20 protein-coding genes are annotated in these 20,994 nt (G+C 66.3%); 9 read left to right on the top strand and 11 right to left on the bottom strand.

Going from position 1 to position 20,994, the window contains the following annotated elements; all coding sequences use genetic code 11:
• Nucleotides 1-148: 148 nt before the first annotated feature.
• On the top strand, nucleotides 149-697 hold the full coding sequence (locus tag CDO44_RS11915; protein WP_087780427.1) for a TlpA disulfide reductase family protein: 549 nt from the start codon (nucleotides 149-151) through the stop codon (nucleotides 695-697).
• A 13-nt stretch (nucleotides 698-710) separates the two neighbouring features.
• Nucleotides 711-1,592 (top strand): Kdo hydroxylase family protein, encoded by an 882-nt coding sequence (locus CDO44_RS11910; RefSeq protein ID WP_087780426.1) that lies wholly within the window; start codon nucleotides 711-713, stop codon nucleotides 1,590-1,592.
• Nucleotides 1,593-1,619: 27 nt separating this feature from the next.
• Here the strand turns inward: CDO44_RS11910 and CDO44_RS11905 are convergent, their stop codons facing one another.
• The 6 genes from CDO44_RS11905 to CDO44_RS11880 all read right to left on the bottom strand — a co-directional run bounded on the left by CDO44_RS11905 (nucleotide 1,620) and on the right by CDO44_RS11880 (nucleotide 8,563).
• The gene (locus tag CDO44_RS11905) at nucleotides 1,620-2,027 is read right to left on the bottom strand and encodes a Zn-ribbon domain-containing OB-fold protein (RefSeq protein ID WP_087780425.1); all 408 of its coding nucleotides are present in this window, start codon (nucleotides 2,025-2,027) and stop codon (nucleotides 1,620-1,622) included.
• The gene (locus CDO44_RS11900; protein WP_087780424.1) at nucleotides 2,024-3,196 is read right to left on the bottom strand and encodes a thiolase domain-containing protein; all 1,173 of its coding nucleotides are present in this window, start codon (nucleotides 3,194-3,196) and stop codon (nucleotides 2,024-2,026) included. The genes CDO44_RS11905 and CDO44_RS11900 overlap by 4 nt, the downstream gene beginning before the upstream one ends.
• A gap of 51 nt (nucleotides 3,197-3,247) precedes the next feature.
• Nucleotides 3,248-4,798, bottom strand: a complete 1,551-nt coding sequence (locus CDO44_RS11895; RefSeq protein ID WP_087780627.1) for an AMP-binding protein — start codon at nucleotides 4,796-4,798, stop codon at nucleotides 3,248-3,250.
• Nucleotides 4,799-4,818: 20 nt separating this feature from the next.
• Complete coding sequence (locus CDO44_RS11890; protein ID WP_087780423.1) at nucleotides 4,819-6,474, bottom strand: thiamine pyrophosphate-requiring protein; 1,656 nt, start codon at nucleotides 6,472-6,474, stop codon at nucleotides 4,819-4,821.
• 39 nt (nucleotides 6,475-6,513) lie between these two features.
• The gene (locus CDO44_RS11885) at nucleotides 6,514-7,497 is read right to left on the bottom strand and encodes a tripartite tricarboxylate transporter substrate binding protein (RefSeq protein WP_087780422.1); all 984 of its coding nucleotides are present in this window, start codon (nucleotides 7,495-7,497) and stop codon (nucleotides 6,514-6,516) included.
• Between the two features lie 76 nt (nucleotides 7,498-7,573).
• A complete protein-coding gene (locus tag CDO44_RS11880) occupies nucleotides 7,574-8,563 on the bottom strand; it encodes a zinc-binding dehydrogenase (RefSeq protein ID WP_158213268.1) in 990 nt (329 codons plus the stop codon).
• A 191-nt stretch (nucleotides 8,564-8,754) separates the two neighbouring features.
• On the opposite strand from CDO44_RS11880, the gene CDO44_RS11875 reads away from it, so the two are divergent.
• On the top strand, nucleotides 8,755-9,747 hold the full coding sequence (locus tag CDO44_RS11875) for a LysR family transcriptional regulator (RefSeq protein ID WP_087780420.1): 993 nt from the start codon (nucleotides 8,755-8,757) through the stop codon (nucleotides 9,745-9,747).
• Between the two features lie 22 nt (nucleotides 9,748-9,769).
• On the opposite strand, the gene pcaQ is transcribed toward CDO44_RS11875, so the two are convergent.
• Nucleotides 9,770-10,729, bottom strand: a complete 960-nt coding sequence (pcaQ, locus tag CDO44_RS11870; RefSeq protein WP_087780419.1) for a pca operon transcription factor PcaQ — start codon at nucleotides 10,727-10,729, stop codon at nucleotides 9,770-9,772.
• Nucleotides 10,730-10,853: 124 nt separating this feature from the next.
• Here pcaQ and CDO44_RS11865 point away from each other — a divergent pair, with 124 nt between their 5' ends.
• The 6 genes from CDO44_RS11865 to CDO44_RS11840 all read left to right on the top strand — a co-directional run bounded on the left by CDO44_RS11865 (nucleotide 10,854) and on the right by CDO44_RS11840 (nucleotide 17,773).
• The gene (locus CDO44_RS11865) at nucleotides 10,854-11,819 is read left to right on the top strand and encodes a tripartite tricarboxylate transporter substrate binding protein (protein WP_087780418.1); all 966 of its coding nucleotides are present in this window, start codon (nucleotides 10,854-10,856) and stop codon (nucleotides 11,817-11,819) included.
• Nucleotides 11,820-12,176: 357 nt separating this feature from the next.
• Nucleotides 12,177-13,148, top strand: a complete 972-nt coding sequence (locus tag CDO44_RS11860; protein ID WP_087780417.1) for a tripartite tricarboxylate transporter substrate binding protein — start codon at nucleotides 12,177-12,179, stop codon at nucleotides 13,146-13,148.
• A gap of 399 nt (nucleotides 13,149-13,547) precedes the next feature.
• Nucleotides 13,548-14,318: a phytanoyl-CoA dioxygenase family protein gene (locus CDO44_RS11855; protein ID WP_087780416.1), complete on the top strand. Its 771-nt coding sequence runs from the start codon at nucleotides 13,548-13,550 to the stop codon at nucleotides 14,316-14,318.
• 401 nt (nucleotides 14,319-14,719) lie between these two features.
• A complete protein-coding gene (locus CDO44_RS11850) occupies nucleotides 14,720-15,871 on the top strand; it encodes an NEW3 domain-containing protein (RefSeq protein ID WP_087780415.1) in 1,152 nt (383 codons plus the stop codon).
• On the top strand, nucleotides 15,868-16,821 hold the full coding sequence (locus CDO44_RS11845) for an ABC transporter ATP-binding protein (RefSeq protein ID WP_087780414.1): 954 nt from the start codon (nucleotides 15,868-15,870) through the stop codon (nucleotides 16,819-16,821). Before CDO44_RS11850 ends, CDO44_RS11845 begins: the two co-directional genes overlap by 4 nt.
• On the top strand, nucleotides 16,811-17,773 hold the full coding sequence (locus CDO44_RS11840) for an ABC transporter permease (RefSeq protein ID WP_087780413.1): 963 nt from the start codon (nucleotides 16,811-16,813) through the stop codon (nucleotides 17,771-17,773). Before CDO44_RS11845 ends, CDO44_RS11840 begins: the two co-directional genes overlap by 11 nt.
• A gap of 66 nt (nucleotides 17,774-17,839) precedes the next feature.
• Here the strand turns inward: CDO44_RS11840 and lipA are convergent, their stop codons facing one another.
• From lipA to CDO44_RS11820, 4 genes are read right to left on the bottom strand one after another with little or no spacing between them, the layout of a single operon-like run.
• Nucleotides 17,840-18,844: a lipoyl synthase gene (gene lipA, locus CDO44_RS11835; RefSeq protein WP_087780412.1), complete on the bottom strand. Its 1,005-nt coding sequence runs from the start codon at nucleotides 18,842-18,844 to the stop codon at nucleotides 17,840-17,842.
• A 60-nt stretch (nucleotides 18,845-18,904) separates the two neighbouring features.
• Entirely contained in the window at nucleotides 18,905-19,597 is a 693-nt protein-coding gene (gene lipB / locus CDO44_RS11830; RefSeq protein ID WP_087780411.1) for a lipoyl(octanoyl) transferase LipB, read from the bottom strand.
• A gap of 24 nt (nucleotides 19,598-19,621) precedes the next feature.
• Entirely contained in the window at nucleotides 19,622-19,909 is a 288-nt protein-coding gene (locus CDO44_RS11825; protein ID WP_087780410.1) for a DUF493 family protein, read from the bottom strand.
• Nucleotides 19,910-19,917: 8 nt separating this feature from the next.
• The gene (locus CDO44_RS11820) at nucleotides 19,918-20,781 is read right to left on the bottom strand and encodes a D-amino acid aminotransferase (protein ID WP_087780409.1); all 864 of its coding nucleotides are present in this window, start codon (nucleotides 20,779-20,781) and stop codon (nucleotides 19,918-19,920) included.
• Nucleotides 20,782-20,994: the final 213 nt, after the last annotated feature.

Below are 20,994 nucleotides of genomic sequence, written 5' to 3'. Positions count from 1 at the left end.
CCGCCGGGCAAGCCCGGCGCCGTCGCCGGGCGGCGCCCCTTCATGCGAGCCGCCGCCCGCGCCGCGCCTATAATTGCCAGCATGGGGCCCAGCCGCATCGGCTTGCCGCGGCAAGCGGGCGCCCCCCTTCGGAAACGGACCGACCGATATGCCTACCTCAGCCCATGTCAACGTAACCGCCGGCGCGCCCGGCGGGCAACGCGGGGCCGCCAAGCTGGCCGCGATCCTGGCGGTCGCGCTGCTGGCCGCGGCCGGCGCCTGGTTCGCGCTGGCTCCTGCAGCCAAGGCGCCCGATACCACCTTCACCTCCATCCAGGGCGAGCAGATCACCACCGAAAGCCTGCGCGGCAAGGTCGTGCTGGTCAACTTCTGGGCCACCAGCTGCGTGACCTGCGTGAAAGAAATGCCGATGATGGTCGAGACCTACAAGAAGTACGCGCCGCGGGGCTACGAGATGATCGCCGTCGCCATGAGCTACGATCCGGCGAACTACGTGCTCAATTTCGCCCAGACGCGCGAGCTGCCCTTCAAGGTCGCGCTCGACCCCATGGGCGAGATCGCCCGCAGCTTCAATGACGTCAAGCTGACGCCGACTTCGTTCCTGATCGACAAGCAAGGCCGTATCGTCAAGCGGTACCTGGGCGAACCCGACGTGGCCGAGTTCCACGCCACCATCGAAAAAGCGCTGGCCAGCTGAGGATCGCTCCGCCATGACCGCCCCCACCCGGATCGTTTCCATCGATCATCGCTCCTGGGAGAACGCTCCCCGAGTGGACGAGGCCGCATCGCCCGTGGCCGAGCTGGAAGAGGGCAAGGTGCTGTTCTTTCCGCACCTGCGCTTCGAGCTGAGCGCGGCCGAAACCGCGCTGCTCGATCCGGCCCTGGTCGATCCCAAGCGCAAGAACATCAGCCTCAACGCGACGACCGGCAAGCTGACCGGCGTGGCGGTCGAAGACGAACGGCGCGACGCGATCGGCGCCCTGGTGCGCCGCTATTACGAGACCACTCGCCGGTTCCTGGACCGGCTGCTGCCCCACTACGCCGCGCATCTCCATACCCCCACCACCAGCCTGCGCCTGCATCGCATCGGCACCTGGAAGATGTCCTGGCGCAAGGACGACACCCGGCTGCATGTGGACGCCTTTCCCTCGCGGCCGGTGGGCGAGCAGCGCATCCTGCGCGTCTTCAACAACATCAATCCGCACGGCGATACCCGGCTGTGGCGTGTCGGCGAAGCCTTCGACACGCTGTCGGCGCGCTACCTGCCGCAGATGCCGCCCTACCGGCCGGGCATGGCCTGGCTGCTGCACAAGCTGCACATCACCAAGAGCCGCAGCGCCTACGATCACTTCATGCTGCAATTGCACGATCGCATGAAGGCGGATGCCGACTACCAGCGCAACGGACAGCAGGAAAGCATCGAATTCCCGCCGGGCAGCACCTGGATCTGCTTTTCGGACCAGACGCCGCACGCGGCCATGACCGGGCAGTTCATGCTGGAACAGACATACCTGCTGCCGGTATCCGCCATGACGCATCCGGAGCTTTCGCCCCAGCGGGTACTGGAGCGGCAGGTGGCTGCAGCGCATTGACCCTCTGCGCGGCCTGCGGCACGCGCATCAGGACGGGGAAAAAACCGGGATACGCCGCCCTTCGGGGGCCGGCCGAAACGAGACTCGCAGGCGCAGGCCTATGCGCAGCGCTTCGCGCTCCATGCCCGCTATGTTAGTCATGAGCAAAGGACCCTCGTCGAGCTGGACATAGGCGACGACCGGCTGCCCCGGGTTCTTCCGGTCGATGCTGTAAGAATACAGGGTCGCAGCCCCTGAAGCGCGAACGCGCCCTACATCGCCGGCACCACAACATGGGCACATGCTCCGGGGAGGCCAATGGCATTGCGTGCATCGGCCGCAGACCGGCAATAGCAGCACCCCCTCTTCGGCAGCTGCCCAGAAGTCCGTCGTCTCGGGAAATGCGTCGACATAGGGATCCCGCAGATAGCCTTGCTTTTCGCCGGCGTTCGTCATGCCATCCGCTCCAGAATCGCCGTGGCATGAGCATGGCCGATGCCGTGGACGCCTCCGGGCCCGGCCGCCACGGCCAGATCGCAGTTCGGCACCTGTACAGCAGGGTGAGCCTCGCCGCGCAATTGCCTGACAGCTTCGATCACCTTGGTCATCCCGCCGCGATTTGCCGGATGATTGCTGCACAGCCCTCCCCCGTCGGTGTTCCAGGGCAATGCGCCGACGCCGGCGATCAGGTTGCCATCCTGCACGAAACGCCCGCCCGCGCCCTTCGGGCAAAAACCCAGGTCTTCCAGCTGCAAGATCACCATGATGGTGAAGTTGTCGTAGATCGAAGCGTACTTGATGTCGCGCGGGCGAACGCCCGCCTCCCCGAATGCGGCTGCGCCCGACCGTGCGGCGCCCGTCACCAGCATATTGGCATGCCCGCCCTCGCCGGTCCGGATCGTCTCGCCGAACCCGGCGATACTCACCAGAGGCCGGCGCAACGTCTTGGCGACCGCCGGGCTCGCCAGGACCAGAGCTCCGCCACCGTCCGTGATCACGCAACAATCCAGGCGATGCAGCGGATCCGCCACCATGGGCGACTCGACGACGTCCCGCACGGTCACCACCCGGCGAAGCAGCGCATGGGAATTGTGCTGGGCATGGTGGGAAGCGGCCACCTTGACCCAGGCCAATTGTTCGCTCGTCGTGCCGTACTCGTACATGTGCCGGCATGCCAGATTGCCGTACAGGGTGCCGATGGTGGCGCCATATCCGGCCTCCCAGGCGGCGTCCGGCCTGTCGGGCGATGCGATGCGCCGCTCGGTGCCGGTGTTCTGCCGGCGGCTGCGTGGCTTTCCCGCGAGCGTGATCAACGCCACCGAACAGTGCCCCGCCGCGATGGCCCGGGCAGCGTGCCCCACATGAGCGAGATAGGAGGCGCCCCCCGCCTCGGTTCCATCGAAACACCCCAACCGCAGATTCATGTATTCCGCCATGAACGCCGGGGAGGCGCCAGGCGCGTCGCCCGCGCAGAAATAGCCGTCCACGTCGCGGAAATCCAGGCCCGCGTCCTCCAGCGCCCCGCGGGCGCATTCCGCGTGCAGTTGCGACACCGATTTGTCGGGCGCGTAGCGGGTGGGATGCTCGAATGCCCCAACGATGAACGCCTTGCCTTTGATGGTCATCGGGCATCCTCTTTCCGCGGCTCATGGAGGCGGAGCATGGCGGCGACGACGTCAGACCAGCCTTTCACGACCGCTCCAGAAATGCCGCCGGATTTCCGCCTTCAAGACCTTGCCTACGGCACTTCGCGGCAGGTTGTCCCAGACCTCGATCGACTTCGGCGTCTTCATCCCGCCGAGGCGCTCGCGGCACATGGCGAGTACTTCGGCGCCATTCCAGTCCGAACCGGGCTTCAATTGCACGACTGCCTTGACCGCCTCCCCCCATACCTCGTCCGGCACGCCGATGACCGCGCAGTCGCTCACGCTCGGGTGGCTCAGCAATACCTGCTCGATTTCGCTGGGAGCCAGGTTGAACCCGCCGGAAATGATCAGGTCCTTGAGCCGGTCCACGACGTAGAAGTAGCCATCTTCGTCCTTGTAGCCGATATCCCCGGTGTGAAGCCATCCGTCGCGGATCGTCGTTCCGGTGGCCTCGGGATTGCGGTAGTAACCCGGCGTCACCAGGTCGCCTTTGACGACGATCTCGCCGCGCTCGTTTGGCGGCAGCAAGTCCCCGGCATCGTTCATGATCTCGACCCGCACGAAGGGCGACTCGCGGCCGCAACTGGCCAGGCGATGCTCGTGGCCGGGGCGACCCGCGGCAAGATGATCGGCGACCGTCAGGCAGGTGCAAACGAAGGGAGCCTCGGTCTGCCCATACAACTGGACCATTACCGGCCCGAATACATCGAGCGCTTCGCGCAGCCGGTGCACGGACATGGGAGCGGCGGAATAGACCAGATACTGCAAGAAACGGTAATCATGGTCTCTGACGTGCGGATGATCCAGCAGGCGATAGATGAGCGTGGGCGTCAGGAACAGCTGGGTGACGCGATAGGCATCGATCAGCCGAAGGATCTCCCCCGCATCGGCCGACCGGGCGATGACATTGGCTCCCCCGTAGATGAAAGTGGGGAAAGTCATGGTACCCGCCGCATGGGTCAGCGGCGCCACGACCAGATGGACGGGAGGCTGATGGACGGGCATCGAGGCGAACCAGTTCGCGAAAAGGCTGGCATACATCCGATGAGTTGCCATCACTCCTTTCGGCAACCCTGTAGTTCCACCCGTACCGCGTATGGCGACGACTTCATCTGGCGCCGCAAAAGGATGAACGGGTCGGTCGTCCTGTTGCAGGCTCCACGCTTCGAGCCCCGGCACGCCATCCAGCGGACCGTCTATGCAGACCATGCCGAGCAACGACAACTCCCGGCGCAGCCGACCGATGTACGGAGCCAGGCTGCTGTGGACGAACAGGAACCGGCAGTCCGCACGGTGGAGGATATTGATGCTTTCGTCGATGGCGTTCCTGGCATTGACGGGCAGCCAGACGCCGCGCGAACGGATGATGCCCAGCACGGCGGGAAACGTGAGCACGTGATTGGGTCCCAGCAAGCCAACGTTGTCGCCCCGGAGGATGCCGGCCGCATGGAGGCCATTGGCCACGCGGTGGGAAATATCGGCTGTTTCCCGATACGTTAGCGTCCGTCCACCGGGCTCGATGAAACACGGGCCGTCGGGTTGCAACCGCAGCCCCCGCTCAAAATAGTCGATCAGGTGCATCGTGGATTCGCCCGCTTCGTTCAATGATCGAAATTGCTGCGGCGGAACGAAAAGTCCACCTCTTCGTTAGTGATGATCTCCAGAAGTGCCGAGCGGCCATTCTGGTTCTGTTCCCATGCCCGCCGGATCGCATCGCCTATTTGCGCCGGATCCTCGACCCGCTCGCTCCATCCGCCGAGATCGCGGGCGATACCGGCGTAGTTCCCGCCAATATCGCGAGTCCGGTAGAGCGAATGCGACAGTTTCATGGCACGCGTTTCCACCGCCATGGACGAGTTGTTCAGCACAACGGTGCATATGGGGGCGTCCGCGCGGACGGAGGTCTCGAAGTCCAGCCCGGTCATGCCGAAGGCGGCGTCACCCATGAAGTTGACGCAGAACCGGTCGGGTGCAGCGAGCTTGGCGCCTATGGTGAGCCCCAGGCCCGTACCCAGCGCGTGGGATTTCCCCCACCCCAGGTAGCCATTGGGCACGGTCGTTTCGTAGAAGGGCAATATCTGATCGCGCGGGCTGCCCGAATCGTGGGTCACGATGGTCTTGTCGCGATCCACCGCGCGGGCGAACTCCGAGATGACGCGATAAGGAGTAATGGGGCTTTGCGAGCTTTCCAGCTTAGGACGCCATTCGGCCAGCCACTCGCGCTTGATGGCGGCGATCTGCGCGGCGGTGCCGTTCACGCGGGCCTTGCCGCCGAGGCGGTCGCGCACCGCGTCGATCAACTGACGCAGCACCAGCTTGGCATCGCCGAGCAGGGCGACATCCATCTCGTAGCCCTTGTAGAAATCGCGGGGATCGTTGCTGGCCTGGATGATGCGGCGCGTAGCCACGGGCAGCACGCGATTGGTGAGGAAATGCCGGGTCAGGCTGGTGCCGATGCCCAACAGCAGGTCGCTCTGCGCCAGGAAATGGTTGCCGGGGCCGGTCAGGACGATACCCGTGGTCCCCAGGGAAAGAGGATGCGTCTCGGGGAACGCGCTTTTGCCCTCGACCGTCGTCACCACTGGAATGGAAGTGAGTTCGGCGAGCTCACGCAGCTCGTCCCAGGCCTCGGCATACAGAACGCCCTGCCCGGCCTGGATGACCGGGCAATCCGCTTCCAGCAACAGCCTGGCGGCGTCGTCGACATCCCGCGGATCGGCTGCCGAGCGTGTCGGACGCACGGGCCGATAGACGATGGGAAAATCCCCGAGCTCATGCTCGACCAGGTCCAGGGGAAGCTCGACCATGACCGGTCCCAGCCGGCCGTTCTTTAAATGATTGAAGGCACGCCGCATGACGTTGCCGATCTCCGCCGGCTCGAGCAGCTCTTCCACCGAGCGGGTTACGCTGGCGTACGTGCGCGATGATCGAAACGTCGGCGCCACCTGGGCCACCTCGCGGCGATGTCCAAGGGGCAGCAGCAGCACAGGCGAGGAATCCGAAAACGCGGTGGCGATGCCCGGAAAGGCGTTCTCGGCGCCGGGACCGTATTGCATGGCGAACACGCTGAACGGCTTCCCGTTCTTGACGCGGGCATAGCCGTTGGCCATATCCACCCCCACCCGCTCCTGCCGGCACAGGATGGGTCGGATGCCCGCCCTGGCTGCCGCCTCGATCACCGGCGTGGTCGGGTAGCAGAACATCAGCGAAATGTTCTCGCGGCGCAGCATCTGCGCGATCACGTCCATCACTTGCATGTCATTTCCTCAAGTCTTGAAAGGTGGCGGCCGCCAAGGTCAGTCGATTTTTGTTCCCAAGGCCTTGAGCATGGCGGCCGTGTCCCGCAGGCTGCGTTCGAAGAACGCGCGAAAGGCGTCCGGCGTACCGGGAACCGGCATGGCGCCCGCCTCCAGAAAGCGCTGGCGCACGTCGGGGCTGGCCAAGGCCCTGCCCAATGAGTCGGCAATACGGGATTGCACGGCGGCAGGCGTGCCTGCGGGCGCACAGAGGCCGAACCAGGCGCTGGCCGTGAAATCGGCCACGCCGGACTCGATCATGGTCGGAACCTGCGGCAGGAAAGGCGATCTCGCGGGCATCGTGGTCGCCAGGACCCGCAGCTTTCCTTCGTCGATGAACGTCCGCGTGGCAGGCAGGCTCATGAACAGGAATTGCGCTTCCCCCGCCACTACCGCGGTGACGGCCGGCGCCGACCCCTTGTAGGGAACGTGAAGCAACGGAACACCGGTTTTCAAAGCCAGCTGCTCGCCCGTCAAGTGCGGCGTGCTGCCTATTCCGGACGAAGCGAACGCGAGTTTGCCGGATGAACGTCGGGCAAGCGCGAGCAATTCGGCCACCGTCGCCGCCGGTTGCCTGGCATTGACCACGAGGAAGTACGGTGTCTCGAAGAAATGCGAGACCGGCGCGAGGTCCCGCTCTGTGTCATAAGGCAGTTTGCCGTGTAGCGCGGCATTGGTGACCGTCGCGGAATTGCACAGCAACAGGGTGTAGCCGTCGGGGACCGATTTCGCGACGTGGTCGGTGCCGATAATGCCGTTGGCCCCCGCGCGGAAATCCAGGATCACGGACTGTCCGAGATCCTCGGCCATTTTCTCGATCACGATGCGCGTCAGTCCGTCCGCCGTGCCGCCCGGACTCGCCGGATTGACGATGCGGATGGGCCGTGCCGGCCAGTCGGACGCGGCAGCGCCTGCCGTGAAGAGGCCAAGGCATAGCGCTATCACCCCCTTGCGCAGGACCCGCGAGCCATGATGGGTGTTCATGCTTGTCTCCGTTCATCTCATGTTCTGCGGTGCGGACTGCGCTTCGATGGCGGCACGCCCGCGCATCCGCCCGGGTTCAGCCCTTCGCCCCCTCCAGGACGATTTTCCCGAGGTAGGAACCCGACCTCATGAATGCCTGAGCCTCGTCCGCCTCGTCGAATGCAAAGACCTTGGCGACCGGCAGGCTGATCCGCCTCGATGCCAGCGCTTCCTCCAGGTCTGCCCTGGCGGCGCTCACGAGCGCCGCGATTTCGTCACTGCTGCGCGTGCGGAACGTCACCCCGATCAGCGCCAGGCGCTTGCGCGCCATAGTGTCGAGATCGATGGTCGCCTGGCCGCCACCCATGCGCCCTACCTGAATCCAGCGCGCTCGTTCGGCGGCCGCGGCGAGCGTCGACGCAGCGGCGGAGGCGCCGACCATGTCGATAATCACGTCGGCCCCGTGGCCGCCGGAGGCCCGCAAGACCTGCGCGACCCCATCTCCGGTCCGGTAGTCGAACCCGTGATCGAGCCCATACTCGGCAAGCTTGGGCAGCTTGCCCCCGCTCGCGCTGCCGGCGATCGATGCGGCCCCCTGCAGCCGCGCGATCTGCATGGCCGCCATGCCGACGCCGGTCGCGGCGCCTTGCACCAAGACATGATCGCCGCGTCTGACCTTCCCTTCGGTCACCATTGCGTTATGCGCGGTCAGGAAGGCCATGGGCAAGGCGGCGGCCTCTATCCACTGCAGGCCGGCGGGAACGGGCAAGGCATGCGCCGCCTGCAGCACGACCTGCTCCGCATAGGCTTGCGCGGGCAACCCCATCACGCGATCACCTACGTGAAAACCCCTAACGCCCTGGCCCAGTGCCACAACTTCACCGGCCATCTCCAGGCCAGGAATGGGAAGGTCGGTGGAAGCAGGCAAACGCTCATAGTGCCCCGTCCTCCGGGCAAGATCCGCGCGATTCACGCCTATGGCTCGCACCCGCACGAGCAGATCGCCGGGCCCCATCCGGGGCGAAGGTACGTCGCTCATGCCGATATGGGCTTCGTCATTACGCCGTTCGATGAGCCACGCTTTCATGGCAGGCTCCTCCTCGAGGGAAATGCGGTTCCTATTTCTCGCGAACTCATTCCTCTTTGTCTCCTTGTCGGTATGGCCGCGCTCCTGCGATACTGGGATGCCTTCACCTGCGCGGCGCCGCGTTGCCAGAGGCAACCTGAACGGCGAGCAGTATTGGGCCTGTACATGCATCAGGCCATCTCTTTCTTGTCATGTTCCAGATGCGTGAAATTAATATCGCCACCGTCGATTGGAATCTGCTGCGCGTATTCGACGCCATCTTCCGGGAACGCAACCTGACCCGCGCGGGCAACTTTCTCTGCCTCACCCAATCGGCCACCAGCCACGCCCTGGGCCGGTTGCGCAACCTCTTCGACGACGAATTGTTCTTGCGCGCGCCGCAGGGGTTGACCCCGACACCGCGCGCCATGGAACTGGCCGGGCCCATTGCCGAAGCCGTGGCTTCGGTCAGGCGCGCCGTCGAAGCCGCCAACGGCTTCGATCCGGGAAGCGCGAACATCCAGCTCCGCATAGGGATGACGGACTACGCGTCATGGGTGCTGCTGCCCAGGCTGGTCCAGCGACTGGAAAACGAAGCGCCAGGCATCGACATCGAAACCGTGCATGCGGGCCTGGAAGATGCCCGCGAGCGGCTCGACGCCGGGCTCCTGGACCTGGCCATTGTCCCGGCCGGCGATCACCCGTCACGGTTCAACATGCAGCATCTTCTTGCCCAGGACTATGTGAGCGTCGCCATGCGCGACCACCCGCTCATTCCGGGCGAGCTGACCATGGAGATCTTCCTGGAAGCACGCCACGTGCTGGTGTCGGCGAGCACCGAACAGCGCAGCATCGTCGACAAGGTACTGGCCAGCCGCGGCGAGAAGCGCCGGGTGGCGGTGAAAGTGCCGTTCCTGGCCGGTATCGCGAATCTGCTGACCGAGAGCAAGATGCTGTGCACGCTTCCCCGCACGCTGGCGGAGGAATTGGCGGCCCGCTGGCCACTGCAGTTGCATGAACTGCCGTTCGAAGGCGCGGTGGCCCACTACCACGCGCTCTGGAACTCACGCGACGAGAACATTCCCGCGCATCGGTGGCTGCGTCAGCTGGTTTTCGACTGTTGCCGGGAACTGGATGGCCCATCCCTCGCCGAACGACGTCCGTCGCCCCGCCAGCAACGCAGCGGGCGCGCCACACCGGCGTAGCGGCCGCCGACAATCCCGGCCCCTATCCGGCATACCCGGATTGCTTGCGCCGGCTCGCCGCCGCGGCACGTATACAGTCGAGCAGGGCTCGCACGGCCTGCGAGGGGACCGCATCGCTACGAAGCGTCAATCCTACCGAAGCCGACGTATGAAGCGTGTCGCAAGCCAGCCGCACCAGCGCTCCCGCCGCCAGATCGCGCTCGACCACTCCGAGCGCGATCATCCACACGGCATCGGTACTGGCCACGTACGAGCGCGCGAACGCATCCGAAAGCGTCTCGATCGCTTCGCGGCCGACGCCGACGCCGTGCCGCACCAGGTAGGAATCGATGGTGTGCCGGATGGCCGTGCCTGGCAAGGGCAGCACCATGCCGCAGGCCGCGATTTCCGCAGGCTCCACGCGCGCCGCGGCCGCCAGCGGGTGGCCCGGGCGCGCCACCACCACGACGGGCTCTTCGTACAGGTGCTCGTACGACAGGCCCAGCATCTCGGAAGGTTCGGCCACCCGGCCCAGCACCAGGTCCAGCTCGCCGCGCTTGAGCAACGCCAGCAGGCCGGCATTCACTCCCGTGTGCACGCTCAGCCGCACCGAGGGCCAGTTGCGCTTGAACAGGCTCGCCGCCTGCGGCCCGATGGTGGGCGCAACGGTGGGCAGCGTCCCCATCGCGATGACCGCCACGTCGTCCCGGATTTCGGACGAGATGTGGTCCAGGCCTTCGCGCAGCGTGCGCAGGCTGCTGCCCGCGTAGCGCAGCAGCACCTGCCCTTTCTCGGTCAGCCAGACGCCGCGCTTGCTGCGGACCACGAGCTGCGCCTGGACCGCGTCTTCGAGTTCGGACAGGGTCTTGGAGATGGCCGGCTGCGAGATGCCCAGCGCGTCCGCGGCCTGCCCCATGTGCCGGTGCGCCGCGATCGCGACCAGACATTGCAGGTGGCGCAGCTTGATGCGCCCCAACCCGGAAGAGACGCCTTGTTCGTGCATGGTGGTCCTGAGATATACGAAAGAATAATAACCAAAAGGAAATCAACTCTTCTTATTTTTCATTTTTCATAACCAAAATAACAAAATACACTCGCTTCAAAACATCAGCATCAGGAGCGAGACCATGCCCGCTTTTCGACCGGCCTTCCTGGCTGCCGCCCTTCTTGCCGCTTTCCCTCTCGCGCATGCCCAGTCGGACTACCCGTCCAAGCCGGTACGCATCCTCGTCGGTTCGCCTCCCGGGGCGCCGTCCGACATGGTGGCCCGCATCATGGCCGAACGCCTGGGGAACCGCTTCAAACAGACCTTCGTGGTGGAAAACCGCGCCGGCGCCAACAACGGCCTGGCCGCCCTGCAGGTGGCCAAGTCCGCACCCGACGGCTACACGCTGCTGGTCACGCCCGACACGGTGGTCACGGTCAACCCGCTGATCTACAAGAAGATGGATTTCGACCCGCGCACCGACCTCGCGCCCGTGTCCCTGCTGGCGAACTTCAACCAGATGATGGTGTGCAATGCCGCGCTCAAGATTACGTCGATGGAGCAACTGATCGGCCGCGCGCGGCAATCGGCCATGACCTACGCTTCCGGCGGCCAAGGCTCGCCGGGCCATCTGGCCGCCGAATTGGTATTGAGCGGCGCCGGCGTCGAGATGACGCACATCCCCTACAAGGGACCGAGCCCGGCAATGACCGACGTGATGGGAGGCCAGGTGGACTGCGGCTTCCTTGCCACGCCCACCGTCCTGCCCAACGTCCAGTCCGGCCGGCTGACGGCGCTGGCCGTATCCTCGGCCCGGCCCTCGCCCATGGCGCCCTCCGTGCCGACCTTGCCGCAAGTCGGCCTGCCCAACATCGACGCCTCGTTCAACCAGTATCTGATGGCGCCCAAGGGCACCCCGGCCGCGGTGGTCCAGGCCCTGCAGCAGGCGGTGACCGCCGCGCTGAAGGAAGAGCCGGTGCGCCAGCGCCTCACCTCGCTCGACCTGACGCCGGTAGGCCTGACGGGAAGCCAGGCGGAAGAAACGCTCAAGCGCGATACGGCCAAGTGGGCCGAGGTCGTGAAGCGCATCGATATCAAGCCTGAGTAGGGGTCCCCCCTACGCGCTTACGCGCGCCCCCCAGGGGGCGGCGCTGGCGGACCGGCAAAGCCGGATCCGCGGCGCCCTGGGTCTAGTGAGGCTTTCTTGGATTGCCACGTCGTTGCTACGGCTGGCAGCCAGCAGTAGCACCGGCAACCAAGACACCCGGTTTAGGCCCAGGGCACGGCGGATCGGCTTTGCGCCAGTGCCGCCCTTCCGGCGGAAGCCACCCCAAGGGGGTAGGCGTCTCCTCTACCGGTACACTGGCACGTGGAGCCGAAGGCACCGAGCCAGTCATGCCTCCGAGACTCCGAGAAGAGCCGCCGGCTTCGGCAGCCCGCACCAGATCCATCCCACGGAGACGCCATGCCTTCCCTTGTCCGCCTGGCCGCCAGCGGCCTCCTCGCCACGCTTGCCTCGACTGCCGCGCTGCCGGTCCATGCCCAGGACTATCCCAGCCGCCCCATCCGGGTCATCGTCCCCTACTCCGCAGGCGGCGGGGCCGACAATGCGGCCCGGGTCATCGCGCAGCGCCTGAGCGCTTCGCTGCGCACCCAGGTCGTCATCGACAACCGGCCGGGCGCGAGCGGCATGATAGGCGCGCAGGCCGTTGTCCAGGCCGCTCCCGATGGCTACACGGTGCTCTACGACGCGTCCACCTACGCGGTCAATCCCGCGCTGCGCAAGATGCCCTTCGACCCCGACACCGACCTGATCCCGGTCTCGCTGGCCATCACGGTGCCGAACATACTCGTGGTGCATCCCGATGCCCCCTACAAGACCTTCAAGGAATTTATCGACTACGCGCGCCAGCACCCCGGCAAGGTGAGCTACGCGTCCTATGGGGCCGGCAGTCCGGCCCATCTGGTCGGCGAATTGCTCAAGAGCCAGGCGCGCATCGACATGCTGCACGTGCCCTACAAAGGCGGCGCGCCGGCGCTTGCCGACGTCATGGGAGGCCAGGTGAACGCGTATTTCGCCAACGCCGCCTCGGGCCTTTCCTATGTGGAATCCGGCCGCCTGAAGGCGCTGGCCGTGACCTCCACCAAACGCCTGGCCGCGCTGCCCGATACGCCCACCATCGCGGAAAGCGGTTTCAAGGACTTCGAGGTGCTGGAGTGGAACGGCTTCTTCGTGCCCAAGGGCACCCCGCCCGCCATCGTCGAGCGCCTCGCCACGGAAGTCAGGCAGGCGGTGAACGACCCCGACACCCGAGCCAAGCTGAACACGCTCGGCCTCGACACCGTCGGCAGCTCGCCCGCCGAATTCGCCCGCTTCATCCAGGGCGAAACCCGCCGCTGGACGGCGCTGGCGAAGAGCAACAGGATTGTGGAGTAGCCCCCCTACGCGCTTACGCGCGCGCTTCAGAGGGCGATGGTGGACCGGAAGGAAGGCCCACCCCCCTACGCCCTTCGGGCGCCCCCTCAAGGGGGCGATGCGGGTGGACCGGCAGAGCCGGATCCACCGCATCCTGGATCTAGTACCGCTTTCTTGGGAATGTGGCGCCGGTGCTTCGCTGGCTGCCAGCGGCAGCAACGGTGTGACAACTTGAGAAATCCTCGCTAGACCCAGGGCGCCGCGGATCCGGCTTTGCCGGTCCGCCAGCGCCGCCCCCTTGAGGGGGACGCGCGAAGCGCGGAGGGGGTGGGCTTCCCTCGGTGGGCTTCCCTCGGTGGGCTTCCCTCGATTTAGGCGTATCCTAGTCAGCTGATTTTCTTCTCTTGTGTTTAAAGCAGCATGGCTAGCCTGTCTCGCGATGAACAGATCGCGGCACTGCGCCGGGATGGTCTGGTGGTGGTGCGCAATTTCCTCGATGCCGATGCATGCGCGGCACTCCTGCAGATCGCGCGCGCCCAGCTCAACGCGCATATCGAACCTGTCGAATACGAGGCGGACCTGGGTTATCCGGGCGCCCCGGCCTCGCGCGACGCAGAGGGCGGCCGGACCGTGCGGCGGCTGCTGGATGCGTGGTCGCGCGACGAAGCCTTCCGGCAATACGCCACCTGCGGGCCTATCCGCGACTGGATGGCCTCGTATTTCGGCGAGCCGGCCAAGCTCTCCCTGGCCCACCACAACTGCGTCATGACCAAGCACCCGCGGTTCGGCACGCTGACCGGCTGGCACCGCGACTTCCGCTACTGGTCGTTCGAGCGCGACGACATGGTGTCGATCTGGCTGGCGCTGGGGGACGAGTTCGATCGCAACGGCGCACTGCATCTGGTACCCGGCTCGCATCGCGAGCAATTCGACGCGTCCCGCTTCGATGCGCAGAAATTCTTCCGCGACGACCTGCCCGCCAACCGGCCGCTGATCGAACGAGCCATCGTGCCGGAACTGCATGCCGGCGACGTCATGTTCTTTCACTGCAATACGCTGCACGCGGCCGACCGCAATGCCACGGACGAGGTGAAATTCTCCGTCGTCTTTACCTATCATGCCGCCAGCAATCGGCCGCTGCCCGGCACGCGGTCGGCAGCCAAGGGCAGCGTCAGCCTGGAAGGCGCCTAGGGCCTTGCCACGAAGCGTGCCGCCTATCCCGGCGCGCCTCGCGAGCCAGGGCCTACCCGGATAGTCAATCGGCGTTCCATCGATTAGTGTTCTGCCCCGTGCCGGCTCCGCGCTCGTGGAGTCGGCCGAAGCGCGTCGCGGCGCCGGCATCCCCGCCGGCCGTTCAGGGCATTGTTAGACAAGGTATGGCAACCTGAGCCGGTCCCCGGGGATGGCGCATAGCGGTTCGCATCGGCCGCCCGGCACGTTGGCAAGACCGCCCGCGTGGCCGGTTCCGCAACGCTCCCGGGACTCGCAGCAGTCTTGCCGGTGGGAGACACCCACGCTTCGATTGGTTCAGGCGTATCCACGCACTGCGCCTGTCCGAATCTTTCCGCATCCAACTTCATCCATGAACTGCCATGCATAAGATTCGCGTCCTGATCCTGTCGCTCTTTCTCGCCCTGCCGCCCCTTGCCCAGGCCGCCAGCCAGGCGGGCATCTACCTGGTCACCGACTACCCCTCCCTCACTCTGCAGGCCGGCGCCACCACGACCCTGGCATTGAGCCTGCGCAACCAGAACGAACCGCCGGCGCGGGTCGCGCTGCGTGTGGAAGACGTGCCGGAGGGGTGGAAGGTGGCCCTGCTCGGCGGTGGCAAGCCGGTGGCCGCCGCCATGCCGGCCACCGATGCCAGCGTGCCCCTGCAACTGAGGTTCGAGTTGCCGGCCAAGGTGGAAGCACGCAGCTATCGCGTGCGGGTGGTGGCCGAGGCGCCGGGCAAGCGCATCGAGCTTCCGGTCGACGTGACCCTGGCCGACGAGCTGCCGGCCCAGCTCGGCATCGAATCGAAACTGCCCGCCCTGCGCGGCGGCCCGCGCACCACGTTCGACTACCAGTTCACGGTGCGCAACGACAGCGGCCGCGACCTGCTGGTGAACCTCACCGCCGAGACTCCGCAGTTCTTCGAACCCACCTTCACCGAGAACTACGGATCGCAGGAGCTGACCTCGGTGCCGGTCAAGGCCGGGGAGTCCAAGGAGCTCAAGCTCAGCGTCAAGCCGCCGTCCTCGGTCAAGGCGGGCAGCTATCCGGTCATCGTGCACGCCAGCGCCGAAGGCGCATCGGCCAGCGCCAAGCTGGCGCTGGAGATCGTGGGCCATCCCGAACTGCGCATCGCCGGCCGCGACGGCATCATGAGCGCGACGGCGCGCGCCGGGCAGACCGAAACCGTGCCCATCGTCGTGCGCAACGAGGGGTCCGCCCCGGCGCAGGGCATCGAACTGTCCGCCAGCGCGCCTTCGGGCTGGAAGATCGAATTCGAACCCAAGACCCTGGCGCAGATCGAGGCCGGCAAGGAAGCCGAGGCGCAGGCCCGCATCACGCCCTCCGACCGTTCGCTGGTGGGCGATTACATGGCCACCATACGGGCCTCGGGCGGCGGCGAAAACGCCTCCGGCGAGTTCCGCATTACCGTGCAGACCTCGGGCCTGTGGGGCATCGTGGGGGTCATCATCATCGCCATCGCCGTGCTGGTGCTGGTGGGCGCGGTCGCGAGGTTCGGGCGGCGATGAGCACGGACGTCATCCAGGCGCAAGGCCTGACCAAACGCTACCAGGGCCGCACGGCGGTCGACGGCGTCTCGTTCGCCGTGGGACAAGGCGAAGTCTTCGGCCTGCTCGGCCCCAATGGCGCCGGCAAGACCACGACCATCCTCATGCTGCTTGGCCTGACCGACGCCAGCTCGGGCTCGGTCTCGGTACTGGGCCGCGACCCGCGGCGCTCGCCCCTGGCCGTCAAGCGCGAAGTGGGCTACATGCCCGACGCGGTCGGCTTCTACGATTACCTGACGGCGCGCGAGAATCTGGCCTACACGGCCAAGCTGATGGAGATCGAGGCCGGCGAGCGCAATGCGCGCATCGACGCCGCGCTGGAACGCGTGGGCCTGGCCGGCGACGCGGACCGGCGGGTGGCCGCGTTCTCGCGAGGGATGCGCCAGCGCCTGGGCCTGGCCGAGATCGTCCTCAAGCGCGCACGCATCGCCATCCTGGACGAACCCACCTCCGGCCTCGACCCGCAAGCCGCCGAGGATTTCCTGGGCCTGATCGACAGCCTGCGCCGCGACGGCGTCACGGTGCTGCTGTCCTCGCACCTGCTCGACCATATGCAGCGCATCTGCGACCGCGTCGCCCTTTTTCACAGGGGCCGCATCGCGCTCATGGGTTCGGTGCCGGAACTCGCGCGGCAGGTGCTGGGCGGACGCAGCGCGGTGCTGGTCGAAGCGCGCGGCCGCGACCTGCCGGCGCTGCTGCGCGGCATCGCCGGCGTCACGTCGGTCGAGGCCCAGGGCGACCAGCGCTGGCGCCTGCGGGCCGAACGCGACGTGCGGCCGGACATCGCCCGGGCCCTCGTGGCGGCGAACGCCGAACTGCTACGGCTGGACGACGAGCCGCTCAGCCTCGACGCGATCTACAACCGTTTCTTCCACTCCATGGCTCAAGGGGAACGACGTCATGCAGCGTGAAGGATCGCCCGTACAGGGCATGAGCGTGGTCCTGCTCAAGGAACTGGCCGATCACCTGCGCAGCGGCCGCATGCGCGTGCTGGAATGGCTCATCATCCTGACCGCGGCGGCTGCGCTCTACGGCGTGTTCCAGCAGATCCGCAACACCACCGCCAGCGACCCCTATGTCTTCCTGAGGTTGTTCACGGCGGCCCAGGAGCCCATGCCGTCGTTCTCGGCCCTGCTGGGGTTCCTGGTGCCGCTGGTCGCCATCGGGCTGGGCTTTGACGCGGTCAACGGCGAATATTCGCGGCGCACCATGAGCCGGCTGCTCTCGCAACCCATCTACCGCGATGCGCTGCTGATGGGCAAATTCCTGGCCGGCCTCGCGACCCTGGCCATTTCGCTTTTGGCCTTGTGGCTGCTGGTGATCGGCGCGGGACTGATCCTGCTGGGCGTGCCGCCCGGCGGCGAGGAAATCGCGCGTTCCCTGCTGTTCCTGCTGCTCACGCTCGCCTATGCGGGCGTGTGGCTGGCGGTAGCCATGCTGTGCTCCATCGTGTTCCGGTCGGCGGCGACCTCGGCGCTGGTGAGCCTGGGGCTATGGCTGTTCCTGTCGCTGCTGTGGCCCATGCTGGCCGGCGCACTGGCACAGGCGGTCGCGCCGCCCGATCCGGTCGCGCTGATGCTGGGCCAGCCCGGGATGGAGACCCTCCAATGGCAGCAGGCGCTGGAGCGGCTGTCGCCATCGCAGCTTTTCGGGGAGGGCGTACTGGCCTTGCTGGTTCCTTCGACCCGCACGCTGGGGCCGGTCTTCCTGAGCCAGCTGCAGGGCGCGGTCATCGGCTCGCCGCTGCCCCTGTCGCAAAGCCTGGCCATCGTCTGGCCGCAGCTGGTCGGATTGATCGCCGCGGTCATCCTGCTGTTCACGCTGGCCTACATGGTGTTCCAGCGGCGGGAAGTACGGGCGTAGAACGGTACGGCTAGGGGAACGGCGAAGGAAGCGCGCCTCCCGGCGCATGCCTTCGCCGCGCCCGGTTCAGGCCACGCCGGCCGCGTGCGCCTGCTGGTCGGCGTGATACGACGAGCGCACCATCGCGCCCACCGCGGCATGCGTGAAGCCCATCGCATAGGCCTCGCGCTCGAACATCGCGAAGGTGTCCGGATGCACGTAGCGCAGCACCGGCAGGTGGTGCTCGGACGGCTGCAGGTACTGGCCGATGGTGATCATGTCGACGTTGTGCGCGCGCATGTCGCGCATCACCTGCAGGATCTCCTCGTCGGTCTCGCCCAGGCCCAGCATCAGGCCCGACTTGGTGGGCACGTCCGGGTGCCGGGCCTTGAACTCGGCCAGCAGCTTGAGCGAGTGCTCGTAGTTCGATCCGGGGCGCGCCTGCTTGTAGAGCCGGGGCACGGTTTCCAGGTTGTGGTTCATCACGTCCGGAGGACCGGCGTCCAGGATGGCCAGCGCGCGGTCCAGGCGGCCGCGGAAATCGGGCACCAGGATCTCGATGCGGGTGGCGGGCGACAGCTCGCGGGTCTTGGCGATGCACTCGACGAAATGGGCCGCGCCGCCGTCGCGCAGGTCGTCGCGGTCCACCGAGGTGATGACCACGTAGTTCAGCTTCAGCGCGGCGATGGTGCGCGCCAGGTTGACCGGCTCGTCGGGATCCAGCGGGTCGGGGCGGCCGTGCCCCACGTCACAGAACGGACAGCGCCGCGTGCACTTGTCGCCCATGATCATGAACGTGGCGGTGCCCTTGCCGAAGCACTCGCCGATGTTCGGACACGAGGCTTCCTCGCACACGGTGTGGAGATTGTGCTCGCGCAGGATGCGCTTGATGTCGTAGAAGCGGGAGCCGGGCGACGCCGCCTTCACGCGTATCCACTCCGGCTTCTTGAGCCGCTCCGCCTGCACGACCTTGATCGGGATGCGCGAAACCTTGGATTCGGACTTCTGCTTCTGCAGCGGATCGTAGGCCGGCGCCGCCCCGGGGACTTCGGGTTGGCTGCTCAGGGCGGAAGTTTCGGGCACGGAGCTCATCGACAAATTCCTGTTCGGCGTGGCCGGGGTAGAACCGGGGGCCGGGATTAGTAAAGACCCTTATTCTACCGCCGCCGGCGCCGGGTCCGCCAAAGCCCCTGCCGGCGACCCGGCCGCAAGCCCCCGCTCCAGGTAACGCGCCAGCAGGTTGCCGGCCTCCTCCAGCCCGATCTTGCAACCGCAGGAGGCCAGATCGACGGTCCGCAATCCCACGTAGCCGCAAGGGTTGATCCAGCCGAACGGCGACAAGTCCATGGCCACGTTCAGCGCCACGCCATGGTAGGTGCAGCCGCGGTGAACCTTGATGCCCAGCGCCGAGATCTTGGCCAGCTCGGAAACCTCCGGCGACGCCGGGGACCGGGGCCAATCCACGTAGACCCCGGGAGCCCCAGGCTTGCGCCGGGCATCCGGCAGGCCGAGATCGGCCAGCAAGTCGATCACCGCTTGCTCGACCCGGACCACATACTCTTTCACGAAGTACCCGGCCCGCTTCAGGTCCAGCAGCACATAGGCCACCACCTGCCCCGGCCCGTGATAGGTCACCTGCCCGCCCCGGTCGCTCTTGACCACCGGTACGTCGTGCGGCGCCAGCACGTGTTCAGGCTTGCCGGCCTGTCCGAGCGTGAACACGGGACCGTGCTCGACCAGCCAGATCTCGTCCGGCGTGTCGGGACCGCGCGCGGCCGTGAAAGCCTTCATCGCGTCCCAGGTTGCCTGGTATTCGGCCGGGCGCGGCAGCCAGCGGATGAGCATGGCGGGTATCTCTCCGGGACTTGCCTACAGCACGAACTTGACCATGGGATGCGAGGTCAGCTCCCGGTACAGGGCATCGAGCTGTTCGCGCGAAGTCGCCCGCACGATGAACGTGAGGCCCAGGTAGTTTCCTCCGGAGCTGGGCCGCATTTCCACGGTGGCCGGATCGAAATCCGGATCGTGGCGCAGCACCACCTCGGTCAGCACCTGGGCGAAATCGGAGTGATGCGCACCCATCACCTTGATCGGAAAATCCGACGGATACTCGATCAGCGAAGCCCGGCTTTCGGGTGTGTCAGGAACGTCTGCCATGATGAGAATTAAAGCGCTGCGATAGCCTCATCGTACCCCTGGCGCAGCCGGGCATAGACCGGTCCGGGCCGGCCGCTCCCCACGGGCTTGCCGTCCAGCGATACGATGGGCAGGATTTCCTTGGTAGCCGACGACAGCATCAACTCGTCGGCCGCTTCGACCTCTGCCTGGGAGACCGGCCGCATTTCGAGCGGAATCCCCTTGGCCGAGGCCATTTCCTCGATGAATCCGTAGCGGATGCCTTCGAGAATGAGGTGGTTCTTCTGCGGCGCCACCAAGCGTCCGTCCTTGACGACCCAGATGTTGCTGGACGAGCCTTCGGACAGGTAGCCGTCGCGGAACATCACGACTTCCAGCGCGTCGCGATCGGCGGCAAACTGCCGCGCCAGCACGTTGCCCAAGAGCGAAGTCGACTTGATCTCGCAATGCAGCCAGCGCTCGTCCGGCATGGTCACGGCCTTCACGCCCTGCTCGCGCAAGGCCGCTGCGGGCCGCGCGAAGGGACTCGTCATGCCGAACACCGTGGGCACCACCTGCGCCGGAAACGCATGGTCGCGCTTGGCGACCCCTCGCGTCACCTGCAGATAGACGAACTGGTCCTGGGCATCCGAGGTATCGATCAGCTTGCCCACCAGCTCCCGCCATTCGGCCGTGCCATGCGGGTTGGGGATGCGGATCGCCTCCAGGCTGCGGGCCAGCCTCGCCAGATGCTGCGCCATCCGGAAAGGCTTGCGCCCGTAGACGGGCACCACTTCGTAGATGCCGTCCCCGAAGATGAAGCCCCGGTCCAGCACCGATATCTTGGCCTGCGACAACGGCGTGAACTCGCCGTTCAGATAGACCGGTGGATCGCCCGCTATGCCTGGAATCATGACTATTCCTATAGGAAAGCCCACCCCCTAGCGGCCTTCGGCCGCTCCCCTCAAGGGGGCGATGCGGGTGGACCGGCGGAGCCGGATCCACCGCATCCTGGATCTAGTGCTGCTTTCTCGGGTCGTGGCGCTGGCGCCTCGCTGGCTGCCAGCGGCAACAACGGTACTGCAAACGGAGAAAGCTGTACTAGACCCAGGGCGCCGCGGATCCGG

The sequence above is a fragment of the Pigmentiphaga sp. NML080357 genome, from assembly GCF_002188465.1.
In the GTDB taxonomy this organism is placed as follows: Bacteria; Pseudomonadota; Gammaproteobacteria; order Burkholderiales; family Burkholderiaceae_B; genus Pigmentiphaga.
The sequence above is the reverse complement of the archived record's forward strand: the minus strand, read 5'-3'. Positions and strand labels throughout refer to the sequence as shown.